We start from the raw sequence: 24367 nt of genomic DNA on the forward strand, positions 1-24367 counted from the left end.
TTTCTAATTGTAWAACCCTGTCTATGAATAGCTAAAAAAATCAAAATGCCCTTAAAGAGCCGTCTTGATCTTCAGTTCGTCCAGTTGCTTCTGAGCAATCGTGGAAGGACTATCAATCATGATGTCACGGCCCGCGTTATTTTTCGGGAACGCGATGAAATCACGAATCGTATCGGCTCCACCGAAGAGCGAACACAAACGGTCGAAACCAAAAGCAATCCCTGCGTGCGGAGGGGCACCAAATTCAAAGGCATTCAGCAGGAAGCCAAACTGATGCTGGGCTTCTTCGGGCGTAAAGCCTAACAGGTCGAACATCCGGGATTGAATATCCTTCTGGAAAATACGAACGGAACCACCGCCCACTTCCACGCCGTTGATGACCATATCGTAGGCATTGGCCCGTACTTTGCCGGGATCCGTGGCGATGAGGTCCATATCTTCGGGTTTCGGACTCGTAAAGGGGTGGTGCATGGCGAAGTAGCGGTTTTCTTCTTCACTCCATTCCAGCAGGGGAAAGTCAACCACCCAGTGAACCGAATATACATCGGGGTTACGCAGACCCAGGCGGTTGCCCAGTTCCAGACGCAGTTCGTTGAGTTGCTTCCGGGTTTTATCCGCGGCACCCGCCAGAATCAGGATCAGGTCACCGGGTTTGGCACCGAATTTCTCGGCCCAGCCTTTGAGTTCTTCTTCCGTATAAAACTTGTCCACCGACGATTTGACCGAACCGTCCGCATTCACGCGGGCGTACACCAGGCCTTTGGCACCTACCTGTGGGCGTTTTACCCACTCGGTCAGCTCGTCAATCTGCTTGCGGGTATACTCGGCACAACCCGGAGCGGCGATACCTACCACGAGTTCAGCGGAATCAAAGACCACGAAGTTCTTACCCGAAGTCAGGTCCGCATCTTCACCTTTTAGCTCCACGAACTCCATACCAAAACGAATGTCGGGTTTGTCCGAACCAAAGCGACGCATGGCTTCGGAGTACGGCATCCGAACGAGCGTTTCGGGCAATTCAATATTTTTTACGGTACGGAACAGGTGACGAACGAGTCCTTCAAAGGTGTTCAGGACGTCTTCCTGCGTAACGAACGACATTTCACAGTCGATCTGCGTAAATTCCGGCTGACGGTCCGCCCGCAAATCTTCATCCCGGAAACACTTCACAATCTGGTAATACCGGTCAAAACCCGATACCATCAGCAATTGCTTGAACGTTTGCGGCGATTGGGGCAGGGCGTAAAATTCACCCGGATTCATGCGACTCGGTACGACGAAATCGCGGGCCCCTTCGGGCGTCGATTTAATCAGAACGGGCGTTTCTACTTCGATGAAATTCAGATCATCCAGGTACTGACGAGCCCGGCGAGCCACCTGATGGCGAAGCTCCAGGTTCTTGCGTACGATACCCCGACGAAGATCCAGGTAGCGGTACTTCATCCGGATGTCGTCGCCACCGTCGGTTTCGTCTTCGATGAGGAAGGGAGGTAATTTGGCCGGATTCAATACTTCCAGCTTCGTAACCTTCACTTCAATATCACCCGTAGGCAAATTTGGATTTTTAGCAACCCGCTCGACGATGGTCCCCGTAGCCGCCACCACGTATTCACGACCCAGGGAACGGGCCGTTTCCGTAACGGAAGCATCGGTAGAACCTTCTTCAAAAATCAGCTGAGTAATGCCGTATCGATCCCGCAGGTCGATCCAGATCATTCCTCCTTTATCGCGGATGCGTTGCACCCAGCCGCACAGGGTTACTTCCTGGCCAACCTGGGTAAGGCGGCCTTCGCCGCAAGTATGTGTACGTAGCATAAACAAGTCAGGATCAAAGCAATCCTATTTTGTGCCGCAAAAATAGGGAAATTCGGTCAGGGTTGGAGGTTTGAAGAAAGTTTGAGGTTGGTTTGAGGGGATTTAAAGTTTGAGATGGTTTAAGGAGGATTGACGTTTGAGATGGTTTAAGGAAGATCTAACGTTTGAAATAGTTTGAATGTCTAAGGTTTGAATGAATTCACCGGGCCACTAGCCTCAAACTTTAAACTTGTTTAAACATCAAACCCTTTCAAACCTTAAACCCAGATCACTCCCTTCAAACTAACCCAACTGCTTCGGTGAGCGGTCGGCCCGTACGAAAATGCGGACGCCATCTACGGTTCCCACCCATACATACTGCCGTTCCAGATAAGCTTTCAGCTCGGGGAAACTCTCGTAACTCTGCGTGGCAGGGTCCTGCATCCAGTAGCTGTTTTTACCGACGGCATCCACAACCACCGCCGGACGATTTCGCTGCATGTTTTCCATAAACCGCTTCCGGTACGTCTCGCGTAAAGGGTGCTCAAACGAGGAGCGAATGGTATGGTTTTCGGCCACCCCCTGCGGCAATTGCGTTTCGATATAGTACTGACAATTCCAACCCCAGACGACCAGATAATCCCCCGCCTGTTTGTACTGATCAATGGCAGCACCCACGGGTGAGATGGGAAAGGTACGATTGTACGTGGGCGTAGAAACGTAGTAATTTAGGGTATGATCTTTCTTGTAATGCACCAGCATCAGCCCCACCAGACAAGCCAGCGAAGCTCCCGTCAGGGTCAGTGAAGATACCCACGATAAGGAAGAAACGGCTCCCAGCAGGGAGGCACTCAGCAAAGTAAAAGGAATGACCAGAAAGAACAGATAATGCGTGTATCCCGTACCCGTTCTGGACACGGCCAGAATCCCCATGATCAGTAAGGCCAGCGAAAAAAAGAAAACGTCTTTCTTCAAAGTACCCCAGCGGAACGCCGCCATTACTGCACTGAGAATGAGTGGTAAAAGAATGAGTGTGTAATCCAGAGCAACGCTGAACTGGGCGGGGAGATTCAATAAATTCTGCCCCCAGCTGCCGCCTTCGCCGTAGTTGAAGTTGGCGTGAATATAATAGAAAAGAAAATCGTCGAGGACGTCGTTTACCCATAGCACCAAGACGAGCACGAGCAGAGCCGATAAACCCGAAACGACACAGGCCACAAAGGGTCTGAAATCATTTCGGATATAAACGCTGTAGAGGTAATAACCCAGACACGCGGCCAGCAGGGGTAGACTCTGGATTTTTCCGAAAGGCATCGCCAGAAACAATACGCCCAACAGGATGGAAGTGCGGTACGTGCCCCTGGCTAAAAAGCCGGGCGTTGAAAACAGATAAACAATACTGGAAAGCAGCGTGACGGGTACCAGCTCACTGGAATAATGCACAAAATCGCCGAGTTGCGTAAAGGCGTAGAAGAGTAAAACCGGATACGAAATCAGTTGTGAAACTCGCGTTCCGAACCAGTTTTTCAGGGCTAGGGAGAGAAAAACAAAGGTCATCCCCAGTAACAGCACCGCCCCAAGGTGACCCGTCATATAGCTGAAATTACCCGTCAACAGGGCCGCAATCAACAGGAAGTAACTGCCTAATGGCCCACCCGTCGTACCATCCACGGATCGCCAGTAGACCGGATCTTTCATCAGCGTCATCGCTTGCGTAAGCATCTGGCCTTCATCGACGTTGAGTTCGCGGTTATAGAAAATCACCGGCAGCCGCATATACGCCAGCAAAAGCAGGGCCAGACTTAAAAACAGGGCATAGGAAGGCTTGGGCTTGAACGTAACCAGACCTAGTACGGCGGCCAGTCCGTAGCCCAGCAAAAAGAAAAGAAAAGGAAACTGATTAAACGTAAAAAGCGAAGACATGTACGCCAAAAGCTAAATCCTGTGTATCGAAAAGCGTAACCAGGGATGATGGTATGAACTGGAAACGAAGGTACGCGAGCGTTGCGATAGGAGCGTACAGAAACAGGACTTAATTTTCTCTAAAGTAACCAAGCTTTATTCTTTTTCCCTAAAATACTGACTGGGCAGTTCGCCGAAATGACGCTTGTAGGCCGCCGTAAAATGGGCGTGATTTTTATATCCTACGCTATGGGCAATTTCACCAATGGTTTTCTCCCGATCCAGTAGCCACTGCCGGGCCTGTTGCATCCGTAATTCACTTACGTAGTGATAAATCGTCGTGTCGAAACTGGTTTTGAATCCCTTTTTGAGCTTGAATTCATTCAGTCCCACCAGTCGGGAAAGCTCCTGAATGGTAGGTGGATGCTGGTAACGGGCCTGAAGAATCTCCCGGGCTTCCAGCAGCTTGCGTTCGTCGGCCCGCTGCCAGTCGAGGGGTTGCGTATGCAATTGCTCGATCTGTAGCATGAGCAATTCCAGAATGCGGGCTTCCAGAAAGAGCCGTTTCAGGTCGCCTGTCCGCTGACAGCTTTGCATGGAACGGATGATCCGGGCCATCTCCGGGCTAACGGTACCGTTTCGCGGAGCCATGTAGTAATGTGGGCAGTGTCCAAAAAAATCGGGGTGAAGCGGACTGTCCGGTGGCAATAACCGGAAATACGTTTCGGTTGGAATGACCACCGTAAAATACTCCAGCGGTACCGCTCCGGGCGTAAGACGATAAAGACTTTCTGATTCGGGCAAATAGCCCAGCGTGTGTTCATAGGCCGAAAATACCCGCGACTCTCCCAGCCCTTTGATGGTAAGGGTGCTGTTGGCTTCCAGCAAAAAATGCATCTGCAAAGCCTCGCCGTGTACCTGCTTATCCAGCACCGTCGGCGTAGCAACCTGGAAATCAATATCACAAATGAAATAGCTTCCTGCAAGAGTTTGTTTTTCCTGAATCGTACCCAGGGTGGGCGAATGGACGTTCACGTGTTTTTCGGAAAGCTGACCGGAGTCTGCTGCTGCAAAAGTCTGGTGGCAAAGCCACTGTTCGGTTCCCTGAATGCGTACATCCACTTCCATATCAAAAAATCCGTTTTGCGATATTTTTTATCCCGTTTGCGATAACTGCCGCCGCGAATCTGCCCACAAATTTGCATTAATTTTTAATTAATCTAAATAATAAGAATACTGACTTTCACAAGTTTTTGATCAGTAGTCTATACGTTGTCAACGTTCCCCTGTCTTTTCAAGCATACCTAATTTCCCATGATGAAACGTTTTATTTCGCTTGTCTTTTTCCTGCTGATGGCTCAGCTTGTTTGGGCTCAGGTAGGAAGTCTGGAAGGAAAAGTAACTTCCGAAACCGGTGAACCACTGCTCGCCGCCAACCTCATGCTGGAAGGTACCCGCTACGGGGTGTCCAGCGACGAATCCGGGAATTTCCGAATCCTGCAAATTCCGACGGGTTCCTATCAGTTAAAAGTTTCCAGCATCGGTTACAAGACGGTATACCGAAAAATCACGATCCGCGAAAACCACACCCAGAAACTGAATCTGACCCTGGTATCCACTACGGGCGAGCTGGAAGTAGTGGAAGTATTCGGTGCTCGGGGTAAGCAACCCGAAAAACTCGAAGCCATTACACGTTTACCGCTCAAACCCAGCGATCAGATTCAGAGTATTTCGGTGATTTCTGATAAACTCATCGAACAGCAGGGAGCCTTGACGGTTATCGAAGGCGTCCGCAACGTACCCGGCGTTTATACGTATTCGACCTACGGGGGCGTGAAGGAAAGTATTTCTTCGCGGGGCTTCCGAGGCATTCCTACGCTGAAAAACGGCGTTCGGGTTATGACGGATTTCCGCGGAATGGGCTATCCAACCGATATGCAGGGCGTCGAGAACATTCAGGTGATGAAAGGTTCGGCGGCTCTGACGCAGGGACTGGGTCAGGCCTCTGGCCAGGCTACGGATCTGGGGGCTCCCGGTGGAATCGTAAACGTGGTGACGAAAACGCCGAAGTTCGTCAATGAAGGTTCGGTATCGCTTCGCGGCGGAAGCTGGGGCTTGTTCCGCCCTACGTTCGACGTACAGGGCTTACTGGGTGATTCAAAGAAAGTAGCGTTCCGGATTGATGGGGCCTACCAGACGGGCGGAAAATTCCGCAAGGGCATGGAGTACGAATCCTTCTATATCAATCCCTCGCTGGCGATTCGTCCCGATGATAAAACCCAGATCACGCTGGAAATGGATTTCTACAACGTGAATCAGACCATCGATGCGGGTACGGTGAATCTCTCGGTTGGTAACGTCGCCAATGAAATTTACGACATTCCCAACAACCGGATGCTAGGCTTTAAATCCGACATTTCGACGGTGAAACATAGCACCTACACGGCCAGCTTCAAACGGTATCTGGATACGGACAATAAGCTATACGTTCGCGGAGCCGTGTACCGCTCGGTTTTCGATGCCGACGCCATTCGTACTTCACTGACTGCTCTGGCCAGGAAAAAAGATACAAACGATGTGCAGGTGAACCTGTACCGCCGCTCGATCAGCCACAACCAGCCGCGTCTGGACAAAAACACGGTGATTCAGTTTGATCTGGTGGGGGATCAAATCGAGACGGGAGCGATTCGTCATACCTTCATGATCGGAGCCGATTATAAACTTACCGATCTGACCGAGTCCGCCTATAACACGATCAATATTCCCGGTATCATCAACGTTTTCGACCCCGCAACGATCTCCAATACGCTGCCTTACGGCACGGCTAATTTTACGAAAACGGGTGAAACCCTCAGCAAAACGACCAACATGGGTTTGACGGCTCAGGACGTTATCTCGGTAACCGACTGGCTGAAAGCCTTCGTGGGTATTCGTTATAGTACCAATCAAAGTACCTCTCCGCTGAATTCCGCCTTTACCCGCACGCACTTCTGGAATCCGCTGGGTGGAATCATGGTAACGGTGAAAAAAGGACTGAATCTGTTTGCTTCGTACACCAACAGTACCCGTCCGGAAAACGTAAGCCAGGTCGATGAAAACGGCAATACGTTTGGCAATAGCTTTGTCAACCAGATTGAAGCGGGGATCAAATCCGACTGGCTGAATAACCGCTTACGCTTCAACCTGACACTGTATCGGATCGAGCAGAAAAACCTGATCGAACAGCTCTACGACGTCAACAATGCACCGATTCAGATGAATGGCCGGAACGTCTACCGGGCCAGTGGCGATGATCGCCGTCAGGGGGTAGAGGTAGAGATGACGGGCCGTGTCCTGGAAAACCTCGAAGCCATTGTTGGGTACTCCATGATCGACGCTCAGTATCGGAACACCGTCGTAAACGTAGAAGGCTCAGCTCCCAATAACACGCCGAGACATACCTTCAACGGTTGGCTGAACTACACCGTCAATCGGGGTTCACTGAAAAACCTGAACGTAGGTCTGGGTGTATACTACCTTGGCGAACGTCCCTACAACGACTGGACGCAGGTGGGCTACCTCACGCACGGACTCGATACGAGCAAGGAGCCCTGGTACAATAAAGCGTATACGCTGGTAAATGCTCAGTTAGGCTACCAGATCAGTCAGCAGTGGGGCCTGCGTGTACTGGCGAACAACATTTTCGGAACGGTTGGCTACGATGCGTACCGTACTTCGTTCATTGACCGGATTCAGCCGCGTAATTTCTCGGGTGTGCTTACGTATCGCTTCTAGTTATTTTCTTACGAATACTGATCAATAGCAATGCCAGCCCAAAAGGCTGGCATTGCTATTGATCTACACTTTTATACACCGCAAAAACCATACATACACTAAAAAAGGCTCTTGAAAAACCTATAAACTTCGTATAAATTCCTAAATTCCGAATTCTGGATCTGTTTGAACCGCTTTTAAAGGGCAGGTACTTTCTCTATCTTTACAAATAGTATGCGTATTTTAACCGAATGCTTTGCAATTTTTTAAATAAAAGCAGGGGTTCAATTGGTTTGATAATAATTTTTCGTAGAAATTTACAATATATTAGTTCTCTAAGCCTGAGTATTTCTTTCGAAAAAGGATTGATTGCCCCGAGGAGTCACTCGTAGCAACCAAAATATACGTTTCTATTTTTTATGAAAAAGTCTTCCGCTATACCACCGGATGAATCGTTGCTGGCTCAGCTTTGGGTCCGTTTCAAAGACGGCGAGGGTGAAGCCTTTGATCTGCTGGTTGAAAAACGGTACCGCATTTTGTACAATTATGCGACGCGTTTCACCAAGGATCGAGAGCTGATTCAGGATTGTATACAGGACTTGTTTCTGGAGTTATGGGATCGGCGGGCGTATCTGGTCGAGACGCCCTGCGTGACGATTTATTTGCTGAAAGCGTTACGAAACAACCTGTTGCGGGACTTGAGAAACCGAAACCGGCTGGACGACCGCACGGATGTCGCCGAAACGGAGCTGGACTATTCCGATGGGCTGAATATCGAGCGGGAGTGGATTTCGGGCGAGCTGACCCTGGAAAATGAACGTAATCTTCGGCAGGCTATTGAACGCTTACCCAAACGCTTGCAGGAGGTAATCTTTCTGAAATTTTACGAAGGCCTCGATAACGAAGAAATTGCTCAGATTATGGGTGTCGAACGGCAATCGGCGGCCAATTCCCTACACCGGGCCTTGTATCAGCTGAAAAATCAGATTCCTATGTTGGTGAGAATCATACTGTTACCTCTTTTTACTTCTTTCTCTTAAAAAAAGTTAATCAATTTTGAGTAAGGTTAGCAAGGATTGTACTATTTCCTTTTAAAAGGGGGTTTTACCTAGCCTGCTGCTCGCTATGGTTGATTATGTACACTATCAGATTGAAGATTTTATCGGAGATGAGGCCTTTCGTCGATGGGTACTGAAACCGACGGTAGCCGATACTATTTTCTGGGAAAACTGGCTGCAGACGCATCCGCAGCGAGCCGACCGGATCTGGACGGCCCGGCAACTGATCGAAGCCATGCAGGAAGCTCAGGAAAACCTCTCTGATCGCGATTTCGAGCAACAGGTAAACCGGATTACCGAAGCTCGTCTCTCCCGTAAAGCGGAACACTTACCCACTCAACCTCAGTTTTGGAAAAAAATTCGCGTAGCCGCTGCCGTTGTACTGGTAGCGGGTATGGGAAGCCTGTTTTATTACGTTTACCAACCCGCGTTGAAGAACAACCAAGTTGAAGCCACCAAGACGACGGAGCTGCGTACGATTACCAATCGCACTTCGTCGCCTCAGTTGCTGACGCTGATGGACGGTAGCCAGGTTAAACTCGAGCCTGGCAGTCAGGTCCGGTTCCCGAAAACGTTTGATGAAAAACAGCGTAACGTCTATCTGGAAGGAGAGGCCTTCTTTGAAGTGACCCGCAATCCTGAGCAGCCGTTTGTGGTGTACGCTCACCAACTGGTGGCTAAAGTATTGGGTACCAGCTTTACGATCCGTTCGTTTGAAAAAAACGTACAGGTGATGGTACGTACCGGAAAGGTAGCCGTATTCACCCGAACGAGTCAGCAAAAGGCCAAGCCAGTGATTCTGACACCCAACCAGCAGGTCGTATTCACGGAAAAGAAACCCGAATTAAAGCGAACCCTGGTGGAGGCTCCGCAACCCACGCCAGAGGCTCTTGGCCAGACGCTTTCATTCGACCGGACCCCCTTGCCTCAAGTCTTCGATCAACTCCAGAAAACCTATCTGATACCTATAACGTATAACCGTACCGTTTTCTCTGATTGCCAGTTGACGGCTGAGTTAGGCCAGGAACCTCTTTTCGAGAAACTGGACATGATCTGCCGAACCGTAAACGCCCATTACACCATACGGGACGGCCAGATTTTTATTCAGGGAAAGAAGTGTCAGTAACCTTTGAATGACCCACCAGAATACAGGCCGCTGCTGCATTGTACCATCCTTTTTCACGCACTTAACCATGACTCTATGCCACTGTAATACATCCACAACACTTACCTTCTAACTACAAAAAAAGGCGAAAGATGTACCACCATCTTCCGCCCGAAAAGTCCCAAATCTTTGCTCAGATCTACTCCGACCTTACCGGCCGGAAACGGGGCTTGCTATACCAATTTTTTTCAAACCAGTACAACCACAAATCTATGAAAAACAATAGGAAACCGAATAAGATTTTACTCAGAATCATGCGTTTATCTATATGTCAGTTTCTATTAGTAATTCTGGGTACGACATTGGCCGCCGCGTTTGATGGCAACGGACAGGAACTACTAAATAAACGAATCACCCTGAACATCAGTAATGAAGAAGTCAGTACGGCCCTGCGACAGATCGGCAGGCAGGCGGCGGTACAATTTATGTACAGTCCGCAGGTTATTCAAGCCACCCGAAAGGTGAGCTTACAGGCTCAGAACGAGCGGCTTTCCCATATTCTGGAAACACTGTTCGGAAATGCCTCGCAGATTCGGTATAAGGTGAAAGGCTCGACGATTATTCTGCACATGGCTCAGGAGGAAGCTCTGGCTGCGGAAGGAAACAGTGTACTACTGGCAGCGAATAGCGTACAGGACCTGACCATCACCGGAACCGTAACTGACGAAACCAACACCGGCATGCCCGGCGTGAACGTTGCCATCAAGAATACGAACCGGGGGATCACGACCGATGCCAGCGGTAATTACGCCATCAACGTACCCGACCGCGAGGCAGTACTCGTCTTCAGTTACATCGGCTACGAAAAGCAGGAATGGCCCATCGTCGGTCGGACGAAACTCAACGTACAGCTCAAGCCCAATACCAGCGATCTGAACGAAGTCGTCGTGGTGGCGTACGGTCAGCAGAAAAAAGCGACCGTTACGGGTGCCGTGGCTTCGATCGGTACGAAAGAACTGGTACAGAGCCCCGTATCCAACCTGACCAACGCTTTGGCGGGTCGCTTACCGGGTTTGATTACGACCCAGCGTAGCGGCGAGCCCGGCGTGGATGGCAGTACGCTGTACATCCGGGGCGTGAATACCCTCAACAACGCCACGCCGATTGTGATGGTGGATGGGGTAGAACGGAGCATGGATTATCTCGATCCGAACGACATTGAAAGCTTAACTATTTTGAAGGATGCCGCAGCTACCGCCGTGCTCGGGATGCGGGGTGCTAACGGAGCGGTTCTCGTGACTACGAAACGAGGAAGCTCCGGAGCCCCGCAGGTAAGTTTCCGCTCGTCGATTGGGGTACAGGAGGCGACGCGTTTGCCCAAGTATCTCGGCTCGTACGATTACGCGACTTTGTACAACGAAGCTCTGCGAAACGACGGTCAACAACCGGCTTTTACGAATCAGCAGCTGGAAGGGTACCGTGACGGGTCGTTGCCCAATACGGATTTCTACAAGTTTCTGATGCAACCTTCCCGCGTGGCTCAGGCCAACCTGAACGTGAGCGGAGGGGGCAGTACGGCCCGGTATTTCATCTCGGCAGGGTACAACCTTCAGGAGGGAAATTACCGGCATACCAAGGAAAACAAGGATGGCTACAACGGCAATAACGTCATGAAACGCTACAACCTGCGGGCCAACGTCGATGTGGATATTACGTCCACGCTGTCGGCCCGGCTGGATCTGGCGGGAATCCTTACCGACCGTACTGACGGAAACAACTCGGCCGGAGACATCATGAACCTGGCCAACCGGATGCCACCCATTTACCCGATCTTCAACCCCGACGGATCGATGTTTGGCAATGGTACGTTTACCCAGAACATCTACGGGGAACTGTCGCAAAAAGGTTACCGTCACTGGTATAACAACACGGTGCAGGGAACTTTTGCGTTAACCCGTAAGCTCGATTTTATCACGAAAAACCTCAGTGCCAAGGCTTCTTTCTCGTATGACAATACCAATACGCCCAACTCTTCCTTCACGCGTAGTTATGCCCTGTTCGAACCCCTTCGCAACGCTCAGGGGCAGATAACCAGCTACAAACAGTTTGGACAGAACAGCAGTATTGATCCCAACGGGAGTTTTGGCGGTGGGGATGCCATTCGGAATACGTACTTCGAGGCGACGCTGAACTGGAATCGTCAGTTTACAGACCATGATCTGACGGGCATGTTACTCTGGAATCGCCGTTTGCAGGAATATCGTTCACAGATTCCGTATGCCTATCAGTCGCTACTCTTCCGGGGAACGTATAATTACAAGCAGAAGTACCTGCTCGAAGTGAGTGCGTCGTATCAGGGTTCGGAAAATTTCCCCCGCGAAAGCCGCTACGGTTTGTTCCCGTCTATTTCGGGAGGCTGGGTGATTTCCGAGGAAGGGTTCCTCAAAGAACACCTGCGTGCGGATGACTTCTTTAAAATCCGGGCTTCGTACGGGGAGGTGGGCAATGACCGTTCCAGCGGAGACCGGTACCCATCGGCGGCTCAACGCTTCTTGTGGTTTACTTCCTGGGGCGGTGGCGATCCGTATTACTTTGGTACGAACGCAGCTCAGGCCAATGGCTGGTTCCAGCAAGCCATCGGTAACCCTGGCGTAACCTGGGAACGCGGTCGGCAACTGAACGTAGGGCTTGAAAGCCGCTTCTGGGGCGGTCGTCTGGGCTTTACGCTGGATTTGTTCCGCCAGCGGCGTAGCAATATCCTCATCAGCCGCAGTACACTCTCCGACGTGTTTGGTCAGGACATCAAGGCTCAGAACATTGGTATCGTCGATAACAAAGGCTTCGAGTTTGAGCTGACCCATGATAACAAAATTGGTCGGGTCCATTACTTCATCAAGCCGAACGTCACGTTCGCCCGCAACAAAATTGTGTATCAGGATGAAGTGGCCCGCCCGTATCCCTGGATGCGACGTACGGGACGCCCCGTGGGTACAAAGTTCGGTCTGATTGCCGAGGGCTTTTTCCGGGATGAAGAAGACGTCAAGAGCAGTCCGTTCCAGAACTTTTCAGCCTATGGTCCCGGTGATCTGAAGTACCGCAAACTGACGGGCGACGAGTATGACCGCGTTCAGACCAGCTTCGATGAAACGGCCATTGGTTACGCCCGTACGCCCGAAATTATCTTCGGTAGTTCCATCGGTGTAGATTTCGAGGGTTTTGATGTGTCGGTACTGTTGCAGGGAGCTGCTCACACCGACGTCATGCTCAATAACGAAGCCGTGTATGAATTCTTCCAGAGTGGAAAAGTAAAACCCTTCCACCTGGGTCGCTGGACGCCCGAAACGGCTGAAACGGCTACGTATCCACGTCTGCACGCTTCCACCAACGGAAACAACCACCGGGCTTCGACGTTCTGGATCAGAAGTGCGGATTACCTCCGGATCAAAAACCTGGAACTGGGGTATCGTCTGCCTAAAAAATGGCTGTCACCCATTGGCCTTTCGTACTTCCGCGTATACATCAATGGGATGAACCTCTATACCTGGGATAAACTCAAGGATTACCAGGTGGACCCTGAAATCGGTGATGGCAACGGAGCCATGTACCCCATTCAAAAAATCTGGAACCTCGGTATCGATCTAAGATTCTAAGCCTACCGCTATGAAACATACTCGTATTCTCGCTTTATTTCTGGCTTTGCAACTGGCCACGGGTTGCAAGAGCGACTTTCTGGACCGGGCCGCCGTAACCCAGCAGCAGGACGAAGACATTTTCACCAGCTTCGTCATGACCGATCAGGTTGTCAATAACCTCTACCGTCGCATTCGCGGACCGTACACGTACCTGGGTGGGTACTCGATGTCTTCGGGTACGGACGAATCCAAAGACGCTTCGACCTGGATGGGCTCCATGAGTTTTAACAACGGCTCCTGGTCGGGTAACAATAATCCGATTGGTAATACCTGGCGGGAAGGCTATGTCGCTATTCGGCAGGCCAATACCCTGCTGGCGGGCATTGAAAAATACAAAACGCCGGATGATGCCAACAACCCCGGCTTTTTGCAAAACCGGATCGGTGAAGTCTACTTCCTGCGGGCCTATTACCTGGCCGATCTGATGCGGCAATTTGGGGGCGTACTGATTGTCAATCGGGTACTGGAACAGACGGATATGGAAGGATTGAACCAGCCCCGTAGTTCGTACGATGCCTGTTTACAGCAGGTAATCGCCGATTGCGACGAAGCGTATAAACGCGTGGCGGCTTCGTATCCTTCCAATCAGGTCGGTCGGGTGACGAAAGGAACCTGTCTGGCCCTGAAAGCCCGGATGATGCTGTATTCCGCGAGTCCACTGTGGGCCATTGCCGGAAAAACGGGTTTTCGGCCCGACATCAGCAGCAATGCAACCGCTTCTGATCCCGAAAAATGGAAAAAAGCCGCCGATGCCGCCAAGGCCGTTATCGACCTGAATTACACGCTCGAACCCACGCTGAAGGATCGGCAGGAAATGTACAAAAGCCGTACACTACAGAGTAACGAAGTGATTTGGGTACGGATGCGGGAATCCAATCAGGATTACGACCGCTATCTGTTCCCGTACGGTAGCAACGGCTGGTCGGGGGCATCGCCCACGCAAAACCTGGTGGATGACTACGAAATGGCCAACGGATTACCCATCAGCGATCCGGCTTCTGGCTACGATCCGGCTCGGCCCTACGAAAATCGTGAACCTCGTTTTTATTCCGACATCACCTACAACGGCTCGACCTGGAAAGGCCGCAAAATCGAAACCTACGCGGGTGGAAAAGATGAGCAGAGTACCGCAACCGATCGTACCCGAACGGGGTACAGCAACCGGAAACTGGCCGACGAGAACATTACCATCGGGCAGGGGCAAGGCCGGGACATCCACGGGGTTATTTTCCGATTGGGTGAGTTTTATCTGAATTACGCCGAGGCTCTGAACGAGTACGATCCGGGCAACGCCGATATTCTCAAATACGTAAACCTGATTCGGAAACGGGCAGGAGCGAAGGAATTGCCCGCCGGACTGACGCAGGCCCAGATGCGGCAACGCATCCGGAATGAACGACGGATCGAACTGGCTTTCGAGAATCACCGCTTCTGGGACGTACGCCGCTGGAAGATTGCCGAAAACACCGAAAAAACCATTTACGGCATGAAGCCTGTGTTGGATGCCAACGCTCCCGGCGGGTTCCGGTACGAACGATTCAAGGTAGAAGATCGTCTCTGGCGAAATGCCATGTACGTGCTACCCATTACCACCGACGAAACCCTGCGAAATCCGAATCTGGTGCAGAACGAAGGCTGGTAAGCCAAAGAGTTAACCTTCAATGTATCGAAAGGGCCGGTAGCGTATTGCTATCGGCCCTTGTTTTTTTCCGGAAAAGCGTAGGGTTTTCGTACGGACTTTAATCTGTGACAGGCTTATTCTGAACGGGTTGTATGCCTGGAAATCCGTGCGAAATAAGGTCGTGGAGTATCCGGCAGTTTTCTTTTTCCAGGAAAACGAAAAGCTACCTGAGCAGGCGTTTATAAACCCGGACCCCTTCGATGTCCTGAATCAATCGGTAATGCGAAGCAATGTACCGGGCCACTTCGGGGGTAGCTTCGTGGTGTTCGGCAATTGTACCGTAAAAGGTAAGAGCCGTACCGCAAACGTCTACAAATATCGTCGGCTGGTTTTCTTCCAGATCGTGAATGAAATCCCTGACCCGAACGTCGTGCAGTGGACTGGGCCAGAAAATACCAATGGTGTACGGATAGCGATAACCCATGGGCCGTTGGGCGTACACGTACAGGCGATCGAACCAGCCCCAGAGTACCATCCGTTCTTCGGGTTTACTATTGGCCCGAATGACTGAAGCCACGCGTTGCGTAAGGGCTTCATTCGCCGTAGGCAGTACCGGTCCGCGTTGATTGAGGTTATAACCTGCCTGAAATCCAGCGGCGAGTAAGACAATACCCAGCACGGTTTTCTGCGTGCGAACGGATAAATCGCGAGCCCAGATGCCTAACGCAACGGGGACCAGAAAAGGTACATACAGGGCGTAATGGTGAAAATTATTGCCTGACTGCAACATCGCATAGTACGTAGTCAGGAGTAATACCAGAGCCAGCCAGTCGTACGTAGTTTTTGTTTTTCGCAGGAAATGAACGAACAACCCGGCCGTTGCCAGCAGGAGACCGGCCGCGTACCACCGTACATCCGGGCTGGCCAGGGTCAGGTACAGAAAGCGTACAGGGGTAAAGCGTTCCCAGGTGGTCAGTTTCGAAAATTCGTCGGTGTAGCTGTAGTAGAAATAATACAGGAAGTAGTGATTCCAGAACGTTTCCAGCTGACCTGAGCCTGCGTAGTACGCCACGAAGCCCAGCGTGGGCAATAAACCGCCGAGGCCCAATAGAACCACGGCCATCCACTGGCGGGATCGCAGCCAGGTAAAGCCCGCAAAAGCGGCAATGACCAGGCCCATCGGAGCATTCTGGAATTTGGCGTACGGCAGTAATCCCAGCAGTAATCCCACGACCAGAGCACCCCAGGCCACCGGACGTTCAGCCCAGTAAAAAAAGCCCCAGAGAGCCAGGGCCAGCAACCACATGCTGGCCACTTCCGAGTTGTAGGCCACGTGGTCCATGTAGCCCGTCGTACCGACAAAGGCAGCCAGTGCCGCCACGAAAATAAAAGCCCGTCCGGATTTCCAGCCCAGGGCTTTGAGTATCCCCGCCAAAGCTAGCAGGGTAATACACCACAAGAACACACTGAGCCACTCGGCTCCGCCGTAGGTGAGGGGCAGGCCCAGAAGACTGGCCAGCCAGAGGGGAGCAACCGTGAAGGGCCGTCCGTCCGTATAATTCAGCCAGGTCCAGACCGGATCGGCGGCCCGTCGGATGGTGAGCGTACCCGTCAGCCAGGTGCTGGTATCTACGTTTGGCTCGTACTGTACGATATTTGAGCTACGACTGAGCAATACCCAGCCGATGAGTACATAGAAAAGCCAGGGAGCATTTTCCGTCCGCTTCTGATTGCCCCAGACGTACAGCAAAATCAGAAACCAGCCGAGAAGAAGCAGTATTCGAATCCACACGGGTTCAGCCATGGGTCACTTCCATTACAGTAAATACTGAACTGCCTAGCGGAGCCAGCGGTAAGAGCGTTTCCTCCAGTTTCATACACCCATTCAACAGCTGATTGACGGGAGTGGCGGGCAGGTGCACGTCCGAAGACAGCGTTTCCACATTGATCCAGCCCCGTTTGAGTTGCAGGTTTTGCCAGCTCCGGACGACTGCGATGGGTGGGAACAGCATAAAACTCCAGTAGCCGCCTTTCCAGACATGAAAGCCTGTCTGCTGAGCGTATTTTTTTAATTCCGGCAGTACAAATCGTTTAGGAATTTTCAGAGCTACTGCGTGCGTACCGCCCAGCCAAGAGAACGCATTATTGTTGGTAATGAATACGCCACCGGGCCGGAGTCGCCGCCGAAATTCCTTTAAAATCTGAACAATCTGCGTATCGTTCAGATAGCAGAATACGTCGTTGCAGATAATGACGTCGTACGTTCGGTCTGGCTGATAACGCTCAACCGCCAACAAATTATGAAAGGCGACTTCGAAGCCGCGTTCCCGCGAAAAAGCAACGGCATCCTCGGAGGCATCAAAACCTTCCAGCCGCTGGTAGCCCTGCTGCCGCAGACTTTCGAGGAGCCCTCCCGTACCACAGCCCGCATCCAGAATTGCCAAATCTTTCCGCTCACCAAAGCGTTCGGTAAGGGTACGGGCTACCCGCCGGTGTAGACTTCGATACCACCAGAGCGACTGCTCGGTAGCGTGCATCCGTTCGTATTCCTGACGTTTACCAATCATGAAAAAATTTCTTTCGGAAGGATCGTTTTTTTGACGACGAACTGAGGTAGTCCGTTTTGCGTCATGAAAATTTTCCCGATGTATTCCCCCACCAAACCTAGCCCAACGAGCTGAATGCCTCCCAGAAAAAAGACGGTCAGCCAGATTAGATGATCCGTTGCGGGTAAGTGTCTGCTTAAAAGCGAAGTCGCCATTTCGGTCAAACTACCCAGGATACTCAGGAGAATCAATACGAATCCCGTATTGGTAACGAGCCGAATGGGGCGGGGCGAATAGCAGAAAAGAATGTTGAGAAAAAGAGAAATCAGTTTCCGTAACGTGTAACTCGAACCGCCCTCGCGTTTGTGGTGTTCGACGGCTACCTTGCCCACGTTACGGGTCACGCGGAAAATAAGTCCATCGAGATACGGATACGGTCCCGTATAGCGAATCATTTCCCGTACCACCTCCTGCCGGATCAGCTTGAAACTCGACAAGTACAGATCATGGGGTTTGTCGAGTAGCCGGGTCGTCATCTGATTGACAACCCAACTGCCTGTATTACGAAAAAGCGAATGCTGCTTGGTCTGATAATAGGAATACACGACGTCATACTGACCGCGTTCGGCTTCGGCAACGAGCTTGAGAATTTCGGAAGGAGGATTCTGGAAATCATCATCGACCATCACGCAGTAGCGGCCTTCGGCGTAATGCAGGCCGCACATGACGGCGTTGAACTCACCAAAGTTGCGGCGAAGTGAAATGAACTTCACTTGCTGAAAGCGTTCAGCCAGTTCCGTACAGATGACTTCTGAACGGTCTGGACTTCCATCGTTCACCAGTACAATTTCCATCCGGTACGTCCGCAGGGTTGACAGAATCCGTTCGACCAGCGGAGCAATCGTGTTTTCACTTTTGTAAACCGGAATGATGACACTGATGTCCATGCGTAAAATGTTCAATTTTGAGTTTTCTTTTTCCAGTTTGGTTTGAGTTTTTCCTAAAGTTACGCCCCATACAAACGCCGGACGCCCCAGTATTTAAATGACCTCTATCGATTGCCGGTACCACTGAAAACAGTAAACTAGAAAATCGAAAACATTATACCTCATTCGCAACGACCAGGCTGTAGGCATTCACCGCCTGAATAATCTGGGCCACTTCCTGATCCGTCAGCGTAGGGTAGAGGGGTAAACTCACCACTTCGCGGTGCAATTGTTCCGTCAGCGGCAGGGAAAGGTGATGATACTCGGCGTAGGCCACCTGCTGGTGCGGGGGTACGGGATAGTGAATGGCCGTTTGAATGCCCTGTTCGGCCAGATACGCCATGAATTCTTCCCGTTGCGGAGCCCGAACTACAAACAAGTGCCAGACGTCCTGATCGTAGGTTTGAGCGGCGGGGAGTTGCAAAAGGGAATTCTGGATTTCCGTTAAAAACCGATGGGCAATGTGCCGTCTCCGCTGGTTGTCGGCCTCCAGGTTCGGTAATTTTACCCGCAGGAGGGCCGCCTGAATTTCATCCAGCCGACTATTGGTTCCCTGCAATTCGTTGTAGTATTTTATCTCCGAACCGTAATTGCGGAGCAGCGTGATACGACGGGCCAGTTCAGCGTCATTCGTAGTCACCGCTCCGGCATCGCCCAGGGCTCCCAGGTTTTTGGTCGGATAAAAACTAAAAGCAGCTGCATCACTCAGATTTCCCGCTTTTTGTCCCTGATACAAGGCTCCGTGAGACTGAGCCGCGTCTTCTACAATCTTTAGGTTATACCGACGGGCTAATTCCCAGATGGGCTTCATGTCACAGCATTTGCCATAGAGATGTACCACTAAAATAGCCCGGGTCTGGTCCGTAATCTGGGCTTCAATCAACTGAGGATCGATATTGTAGGTGGCCATGTCGGGTTCCACAAAGCGAGGAACGAGCCCGGCATTGGTAATGCTCAGTACGGAGGCCACATAGGTATGAGCCGGTACGATTACTTCACTACCCGCGGGAAGCTCCAGGGCTTTGAAAATCAACGTCAGAGCATCCAGGCCATTGCCTACACCCAGGCAGTGCGAAGTACCACAGTAACGAGCCCATTCCGTTTCAAAGGCCGCCAGTTCTTTTCCCAGAATGTACCATCCGGAAGTGAGCACGCGTTGAGCAGCGGCTAATAGCTCAGTTTCATAAGGTCGGTTTTCCCGACCTAAGTCCAGGTGGGCAATCATGGCTTTTCGTAGAAATAATCGTCTAAATCGTAATAATAATTAGAAAGTACTAGTAAAACCGAACCGGTTGAAAACTGATCCATCATCAGCCAGTCGGCAGGTTCAACGACTAGGCATTTTTGCGGGGAGTTTAAGTTGTACTGTGTGGTTCCTGACTGATTAGTAATTTCAATCCGACAACTGCCGTTTAGACAAACCAACGCCTGATGTGACTGCAAATGACCGTGTTTGGCCCGCTGATGATCCTGAGGAACGCCATACACGAAAAAGGCCCTTTTGATATCTCCTGGCAATATTTTCTCAAATACTCCCAAATAACCGATCTCAGCGGTACCGAATGTATCCAGCTCTACTAGAGTGGCCATGAACGAACTTAAAAGTTATATAGATGTGAATAGAGTGCTTGGGATGTTCTGGGTGGCGGGACCTTAACAATTCTCAAAATTGCCATTTATTCTTTACAATGAAACAGCATTCTTGTTTGTTGGACTATAAAAAATGGTGGCCTACCCTTAGAAGGGGAAGAAGAAGTTGGGCATGAGTTATTCACTGGGGTTAATTATTTGGTCGCTTGTTTGAATCGAAAAGTAGCAATAAATTGTCATTTAGTCGAGCGGAATTATAATTCTATTAAAAAGATTAAATGACTTGTGGATATGAAACGAGGCAAAAAGCCCTCTCAAACGACCCGTTAGAACCGGACGCTGAAGTAAGTTCGATACGAAATAGCCTACGAACGATTATTTTAGACGAGCAGCTTTTAAAGGCGGTTTTCTAGTAAAATCAGGCCGGAAATAAGAAGGGGTTTCTGAACAAATGCCTATTTAATCTCTATTTTGAAAAGCGTCGAAGTGTCAATCGTTGAATCTTCCACTGTCGTTGCTTCGGTATACCCGATGAGCTTGAAAGGCATGTAATTGATGTACTCCTGAAGGGTTGTGAAATAGTCTCTGCCAAACTGCTGGGTACCTTTGTAAAAAACCTGATTATTAATCAGATACTTTCCTGCGTAATTTTTGTAAAGCAGCTCAATAATTTCGTCCAGGTCCTGAAGAATGTACCAGCCAATTTCAGCCAGCAGGATGGCATCTACGGGCAAAGGTTCCTGAAGCACCTGTACGATATCCCCCGTCCGAAAATCCAGCTGGGGAAATTGCTGCCGGGCTTTGCTGATGGCCGTTTCGCTAATGTCATAACCTATCGGAACAATGCCCGTTTCCTGATGAATCCAGTTGCTATAATAGCCTAAGCCACAGCCAAATTCAATGAGGGATTGAATGCCAAAGCGTTTCAGATTAAGAATGGCACACTGACGTCCGTACGGATTGGGCTGATGAGACTGCTTCCAGGGGTCTTCAAACCGCTGATACATCTCTTCAAATTTACCAATGAATTCTCCGTTGTGAATAACATACTCATGATACGTGTTCATAGTGGTTCGGTCTGACGCTGAATCAGTTGAGAATTACGTGTTTTGGTACTCGGGTAAGGATACTGGCGGAGCTGCTGGAGAGCAAGGAATGGCCCTGGGAAAAGAAAAAACAGCCAGCTTCAAAGAAAGCCTGATGGCAGTATAAATCCAATCCTGGGCTCATAAAATTTTATTGATTACCAGTATATTATGTTTTTTAACTAATGAATATTGAATGAATAAGCTTAATTGGTCGGTGGAACTTTAAGGTAAACAGTTTATCAGGAAAGGTAATTTTACATGAAGTTTTAGTAAGCTATTCGATTGTTTAATTAGTAGTTAAAAGCAACGTACAAAGGGAATCTTCATGAAAATTAATAAAATGAGTATTCGACAGGGTGTTCCAATGCCTATTCGTTGTATACGTGATAAAAAGCCTTAACCTGCCTATTTTTCTTTCGTAAGTGTTTTGATCCGGCATAAGTAGTTTTCAGCAGTTATATACAAATATCCATCCGGACTGAAGGAGCAGTTGGACGTAGCGGCACTCAGTTCCAGACGGCCCAGCAATTTCCCCTGCGGGCTGAGAATTACTAGTCCTCCACCACCGGTCGTGTACACATTCCCGCGTACATCCGTACACAGACCATCCGGGGCACGGGAGAGGCCCTGGCGATTCAGCGGCGTAAGATCGTAGAAAATCCGACCCTTGCCGAGCGAGCCATCAGGTTGCATGGGGTAGGCCATCACATACGGTTGCGTATCGTCGGACTGACCGATATACAAGGTTTTTTCATCGGGGGATAAAGCTACGCCGTTGGGCCGTTTCAAATCGCTGATGACCTGCGTAACCGTACCATCGGGATCGAGTCGATAAACGCCGAAAGCTTCGATCTCCCGGGTTTTGTCTTTCTCTTTTTGAGGCAACCCATACGGGGGGTCGGTAAAATAGTAGGCTCCTGAGGAATGCTGACAAACATCGTTAGGCGAATTCAGGCGTTTGCCCTGCCACTGATCGGCCAGGGTACGCTTTCCGCCACCCGATAAAGGCATAACCGAAAGGCGGCGATCCCCGTGTTCGCAGGCAACTAGTTCGCCTTTACTGTTGAGGATCAGACCATTGGATCCAGGTTCGTCGCCGTAGGTACCGATTCCCGTATAGCCGGCTGGTTTCAGAAACGTACGCAGGCCTTCGGTAGGGTGCCACTTAAAAATCGTATTTTGCTTCGTATCTGAAAAGAGGAGGTACCCACCTTTCGCTACCCAGACGGGGCCTTCAGTCCATTGAAAACCGGACGCCAGCACTTCGATGGTCGCATTTGCTGGAAGAATGGCCTCCAGAGCTGGGTCAAGGCGTACGACTTTTCCCAGGGTTGGGTAAACCTGAGCCGATAATGCATACGCCCAGCAAAGGGTACTGATGAGTAGAAGCAATCGTTTCATGAAAAAATAGGTTTTGAATGGTAAACATCTTCCGCAAGTTTCGGATTGACTACGGACAGAAGCGTTTTTAGTTTTGTTTCGAATGAATACAAACCAGGTCCCCAATTTGTTACCCTATCAGGGCGAAGTATTTTTATATCAATCGTTTTTTTCGGTCGAAGAAAGCGATGTACTCTTGCAACAACTGTACGAAGAAATTCCCTGGAAACAGGAGCCCATTCGAATCTTTGGCAAAGAAGTCATGCAGCCGCGGCTAACGGCCTGGGCGGGCGATCTGGATAAGGCCTATGCGTACTCGGGCATTACCATGCAACCCATCGACTGGACGCCAGCCCTGCGGATCATTAAAGATCGTATTGACCCAGATGATCGTTTTACCAATGTACTGCTGAATCTGTACCGCGACGGACAGGACGCCATGGGCTGGCACCGTGACAATGAAAAAATACTCGGTACCAATCCAGTAGTCGCTTCCGTAAGTCTGGGAGCCAGTCGGCTCTTTCAGTTTCGGCATTATACCGACAAAAAGCTGGTTCGTTCCATAGAACTAACCCACGGCAGTGTGCTCCTGATGCAGGGCGAAACGCAGCACTACTGGGAACACCGCATTCCGCGTACGACTCAAGCCACCGAACCCCGCATCAACCTGACCTTCCGGACGCTGTACAGCTAGATTCAGTCGGGTAAATCCTCAATACTACGGGGTTCCAAACGGGGCTGGGCATTCATGTGGTGACGGTACTGCGACGATACTTCGTAGGCCTTGCGGCGTATTCGCATAATGTTGCCCAGCGGCCGATGTTCGGGCAGACAGTGAAACGGATTAAAGGAGAGTACGTCGTCAGCGTAGACACGGCGGGCCGGACTGTAAGCTTCCTGAGCAGGAATGACCAAGCGGGCGACGGGTTGGTAGGGGCTCTGCTGCTGGGGCCATTCGACCGAGCCATCTTCCACGGGCATCGTTTGCAAATCGGTACAGAGCTGTACCTGAATTTCGTACTCCGCCGACTGCTTTTTGAAAAATTTTACGACCGCATCCCGAATGGCTGAATCATGGTTGCTCGTATCGATCTCTTCGCCGGTCAGTAGTTTGACCGAAGTGGATAACGGCGTTGCCCGTACTTTCGCCACGTAATCCCCGTACCGAAGAGCGGCCATACTGAAAAAGGTTTCGCCCAAAATATGCTTGACCTGCACGCCCGCAATCTCCTTCTGAATACCCAAAGCATCCAGTACTTTATTGGCCGTTCGACCCGCTTGAGCAATCAGTTTCTGCATTTCTTCGGGACTTTTCGCCTCGCGTTCCAGCGTTTTCTGCTGATCCAGGTATTGATAAATCGTACCAAAAGGAATGACGGGATTATTCACCAGCAGAAAATCCTGTGTAACGGCATCGGCCTCTTCCGGAAGAAATTTCGGACCTTCCACCCCCACAAGCTTGAGAGCCATGCCTTGCGGAGCCCCAACGCCGTCGGGTTGAATACTACCCGGTGCCGTCGAAAACCGGACGATAACCGGATACGTTCGCGGCTCCCGAAAGACGCCCTGAGCCAGCGGTTCCGGCAGGTTCGGGTAGACGTGCAATTCGGCTTTAAGAATGCCATGACTTTTGGCGTGGGCATCGCGGATGGCGTGACGGTATTTGTCGAACATCAGGCGATTGATCCGGGCCATTGATTCAACAATTTCATTGGAAATTTCTTCTTCCCGGGGCTGGATTACTTCAATTGCGTCGGAGTAGGGTACGTATGTAGGCATGCAGGGATAGTGCTGGTGAAAGACTAATTACCCTAAAAAATCCTGCCCATCACAGCAAGAAGGCCTGGCGTCA

General features: G+C 50.6%; 17 protein-coding genes. 6 read left to right on the forward strand and 11 right to left on the reverse strand.

The window, feature by feature from the left end:
- Positions 1 to 51 precede the first annotated feature (51 nt).
- The 3 genes from aspS to BWI97_RS03435 all read right to left on the reverse strand — a co-directional run bounded on the left by aspS (position 52) and on the right by BWI97_RS03435 (position 4824).
- Positions 52 to 1815 (reverse strand): aspartate--tRNA ligase, encoded by a 1764-nt coding sequence (gene aspS, locus BWI97_RS03425; RefSeq protein WP_102200043.1) that lies wholly within the window; start codon positions 1813 to 1815, stop codon positions 52 to 54.
- Positions 1816 to 2097: 282 nt separating this feature from the next.
- Complete coding sequence (locus tag BWI97_RS03430) at positions 2098 to 3717, reverse strand: hypothetical protein (RefSeq protein WP_102200044.1); 1620 nt, start codon at positions 3715 to 3717, stop codon at positions 2098 to 2100.
- A 135-nt stretch (positions 3718 to 3852) separates the two neighbouring features.
- Complete coding sequence (locus tag BWI97_RS03435; protein ID WP_102200045.1) at positions 3853 to 4824, reverse strand: AraC family transcriptional regulator; 972 nt, start codon at positions 4822 to 4824, stop codon at positions 3853 to 3855.
- A gap of 186 nt (positions 4825 to 5010) precedes the next feature.
- On the opposite strand from BWI97_RS03435, the gene BWI97_RS03440 reads away from it, so the two are divergent.
- The 5 genes from BWI97_RS03440 to BWI97_RS03460 all read left to right on the forward strand — a co-directional run bounded on the left by BWI97_RS03440 (position 5011) and on the right by BWI97_RS03460 (position 14946).
- A complete protein-coding gene (locus BWI97_RS03440) occupies positions 5011 to 7470 on the forward strand; it encodes a TonB-dependent siderophore receptor (protein ID WP_102200046.1) in 2460 nt (819 codons plus the stop codon).
- A gap of 398 nt (positions 7471 to 7868) precedes the next feature.
- Positions 7869 to 8489: an RNA polymerase sigma factor gene (locus tag BWI97_RS03445; protein WP_102200047.1), complete on the forward strand. Its 621-nt coding sequence runs from the start codon at positions 7869 to 7871 to the stop codon at positions 8487 to 8489.
- 85 nt (positions 8490 to 8574) lie between these two features.
- Complete coding sequence (locus BWI97_RS03450; protein ID WP_102200048.1) at positions 8575 to 9633, forward strand: FecR family protein; 1059 nt, start codon at positions 8575 to 8577, stop codon at positions 9631 to 9633.
- A 293-nt stretch (positions 9634 to 9926) separates the two neighbouring features.
- Complete coding sequence (locus BWI97_RS03455; protein ID WP_158242674.1) at positions 9927 to 13262, forward strand: TonB-dependent receptor; 3336 nt, start codon at positions 9927 to 9929, stop codon at positions 13260 to 13262.
- A 10-nt stretch (positions 13263 to 13272) separates the two neighbouring features.
- Positions 13273 to 14946 (forward strand): RagB/SusD family nutrient uptake outer membrane protein, encoded by a 1674-nt coding sequence (locus tag BWI97_RS03460; RefSeq protein WP_102200049.1) that lies wholly within the window; start codon positions 13273 to 13275, stop codon positions 14944 to 14946.
- 202 nt (positions 14947 to 15148) lie between these two features.
- Here the strand turns inward: BWI97_RS03460 and BWI97_RS03465 are convergent, their stop codons facing one another.
- From BWI97_RS03465 to BWI97_RS03495, 7 genes are all read right to left on the reverse strand, one after another.
- Positions 15149 to 16729: a hypothetical protein gene (locus BWI97_RS03465; protein ID WP_102200050.1), complete on the reverse strand. Its 1581-nt coding sequence runs from the start codon at positions 16727 to 16729 to the stop codon at positions 15149 to 15151.
- Complete coding sequence (locus BWI97_RS03470) at positions 16722 to 17492, reverse strand: class I SAM-dependent methyltransferase (RefSeq protein WP_102200051.1); 771 nt, start codon at positions 17490 to 17492, stop codon at positions 16722 to 16724. Before BWI97_RS03470 ends, BWI97_RS03465 begins: the two co-directional genes overlap by 8 nt.
- A complete protein-coding gene (locus BWI97_RS03475; protein WP_102200052.1) occupies positions 17489 to 18418 on the reverse strand; it encodes a glycosyltransferase family 2 protein in 930 nt (309 codons plus the stop codon). The genes BWI97_RS03470 and BWI97_RS03475 overlap by 4 nt, the downstream gene beginning before the upstream one ends.
- A 154-nt stretch (positions 18419 to 18572) precedes the next feature.
- Positions 18573 to 19682, reverse strand: a complete 1110-nt coding sequence (locus BWI97_RS03480; protein WP_102200053.1) for a DegT/DnrJ/EryC1/StrS aminotransferase family protein — start codon at positions 19680 to 19682, stop codon at positions 18573 to 18575.
- Positions 19679 to 20047 (reverse strand): FdtA/QdtA family cupin domain-containing protein, encoded by a 369-nt coding sequence (locus tag BWI97_RS03485; RefSeq protein ID WP_094816864.1) that lies wholly within the window; start codon positions 20045 to 20047, stop codon positions 19679 to 19681. The genes BWI97_RS03480 and BWI97_RS03485 overlap by 4 nt, the downstream gene beginning before the upstream one ends.
- 455 nt (positions 20048 to 20502) lie before the next feature.
- Positions 20503 to 21114, reverse strand: coding sequence for a trans-aconitate 2-methyltransferase (locus BWI97_RS03490; RefSeq protein WP_094816865.1), 612 nt, complete (start codon positions 21112 to 21114; stop codon positions 20503 to 20505).
- A 426-nt stretch (positions 21115 to 21540) separates the two neighbouring features.
- Positions 21541 to 22536 carry an SMP-30/gluconolactonase/LRE family protein gene (locus BWI97_RS03495; protein ID WP_094816866.1) on the reverse strand — a complete coding sequence of 332 codons (996 nt, stop codon included), beginning with the start codon at positions 22534 to 22536 and terminating at the stop codon, positions 21541 to 21543.
- A gap of 82 nt (positions 22537 to 22618) precedes the next feature.
- On the opposite strand from BWI97_RS03495, the gene BWI97_RS03500 reads away from it, so the two are divergent.
- Positions 22619 to 23209, forward strand: coding sequence for an alpha-ketoglutarate-dependent dioxygenase AlkB (locus BWI97_RS03500; protein ID WP_102200054.1), 591 nt, complete (start codon positions 22619 to 22621; stop codon positions 23207 to 23209).
- 2 nt (positions 23210 to 23211) lie between these two features.
- Here the strand turns inward: BWI97_RS03500 and BWI97_RS03505 are convergent, their stop codons facing one another.
- Entirely contained in the window at positions 23212 to 24294 is a 1083-nt protein-coding gene (locus tag BWI97_RS03505; RefSeq protein WP_102200055.1) for a catalase family protein, read from the reverse strand.
- Between the last annotated feature and the right edge of the window lie 73 nt (positions 24295 to 24367).

Source organism: Siphonobacter sp. BAB-5405, assembly GCF_002872335.1.
GTDB lineage: Bacteria > Bacteroidota > Bacteroidia > Cytophagales > Spirosomataceae > Siphonobacter.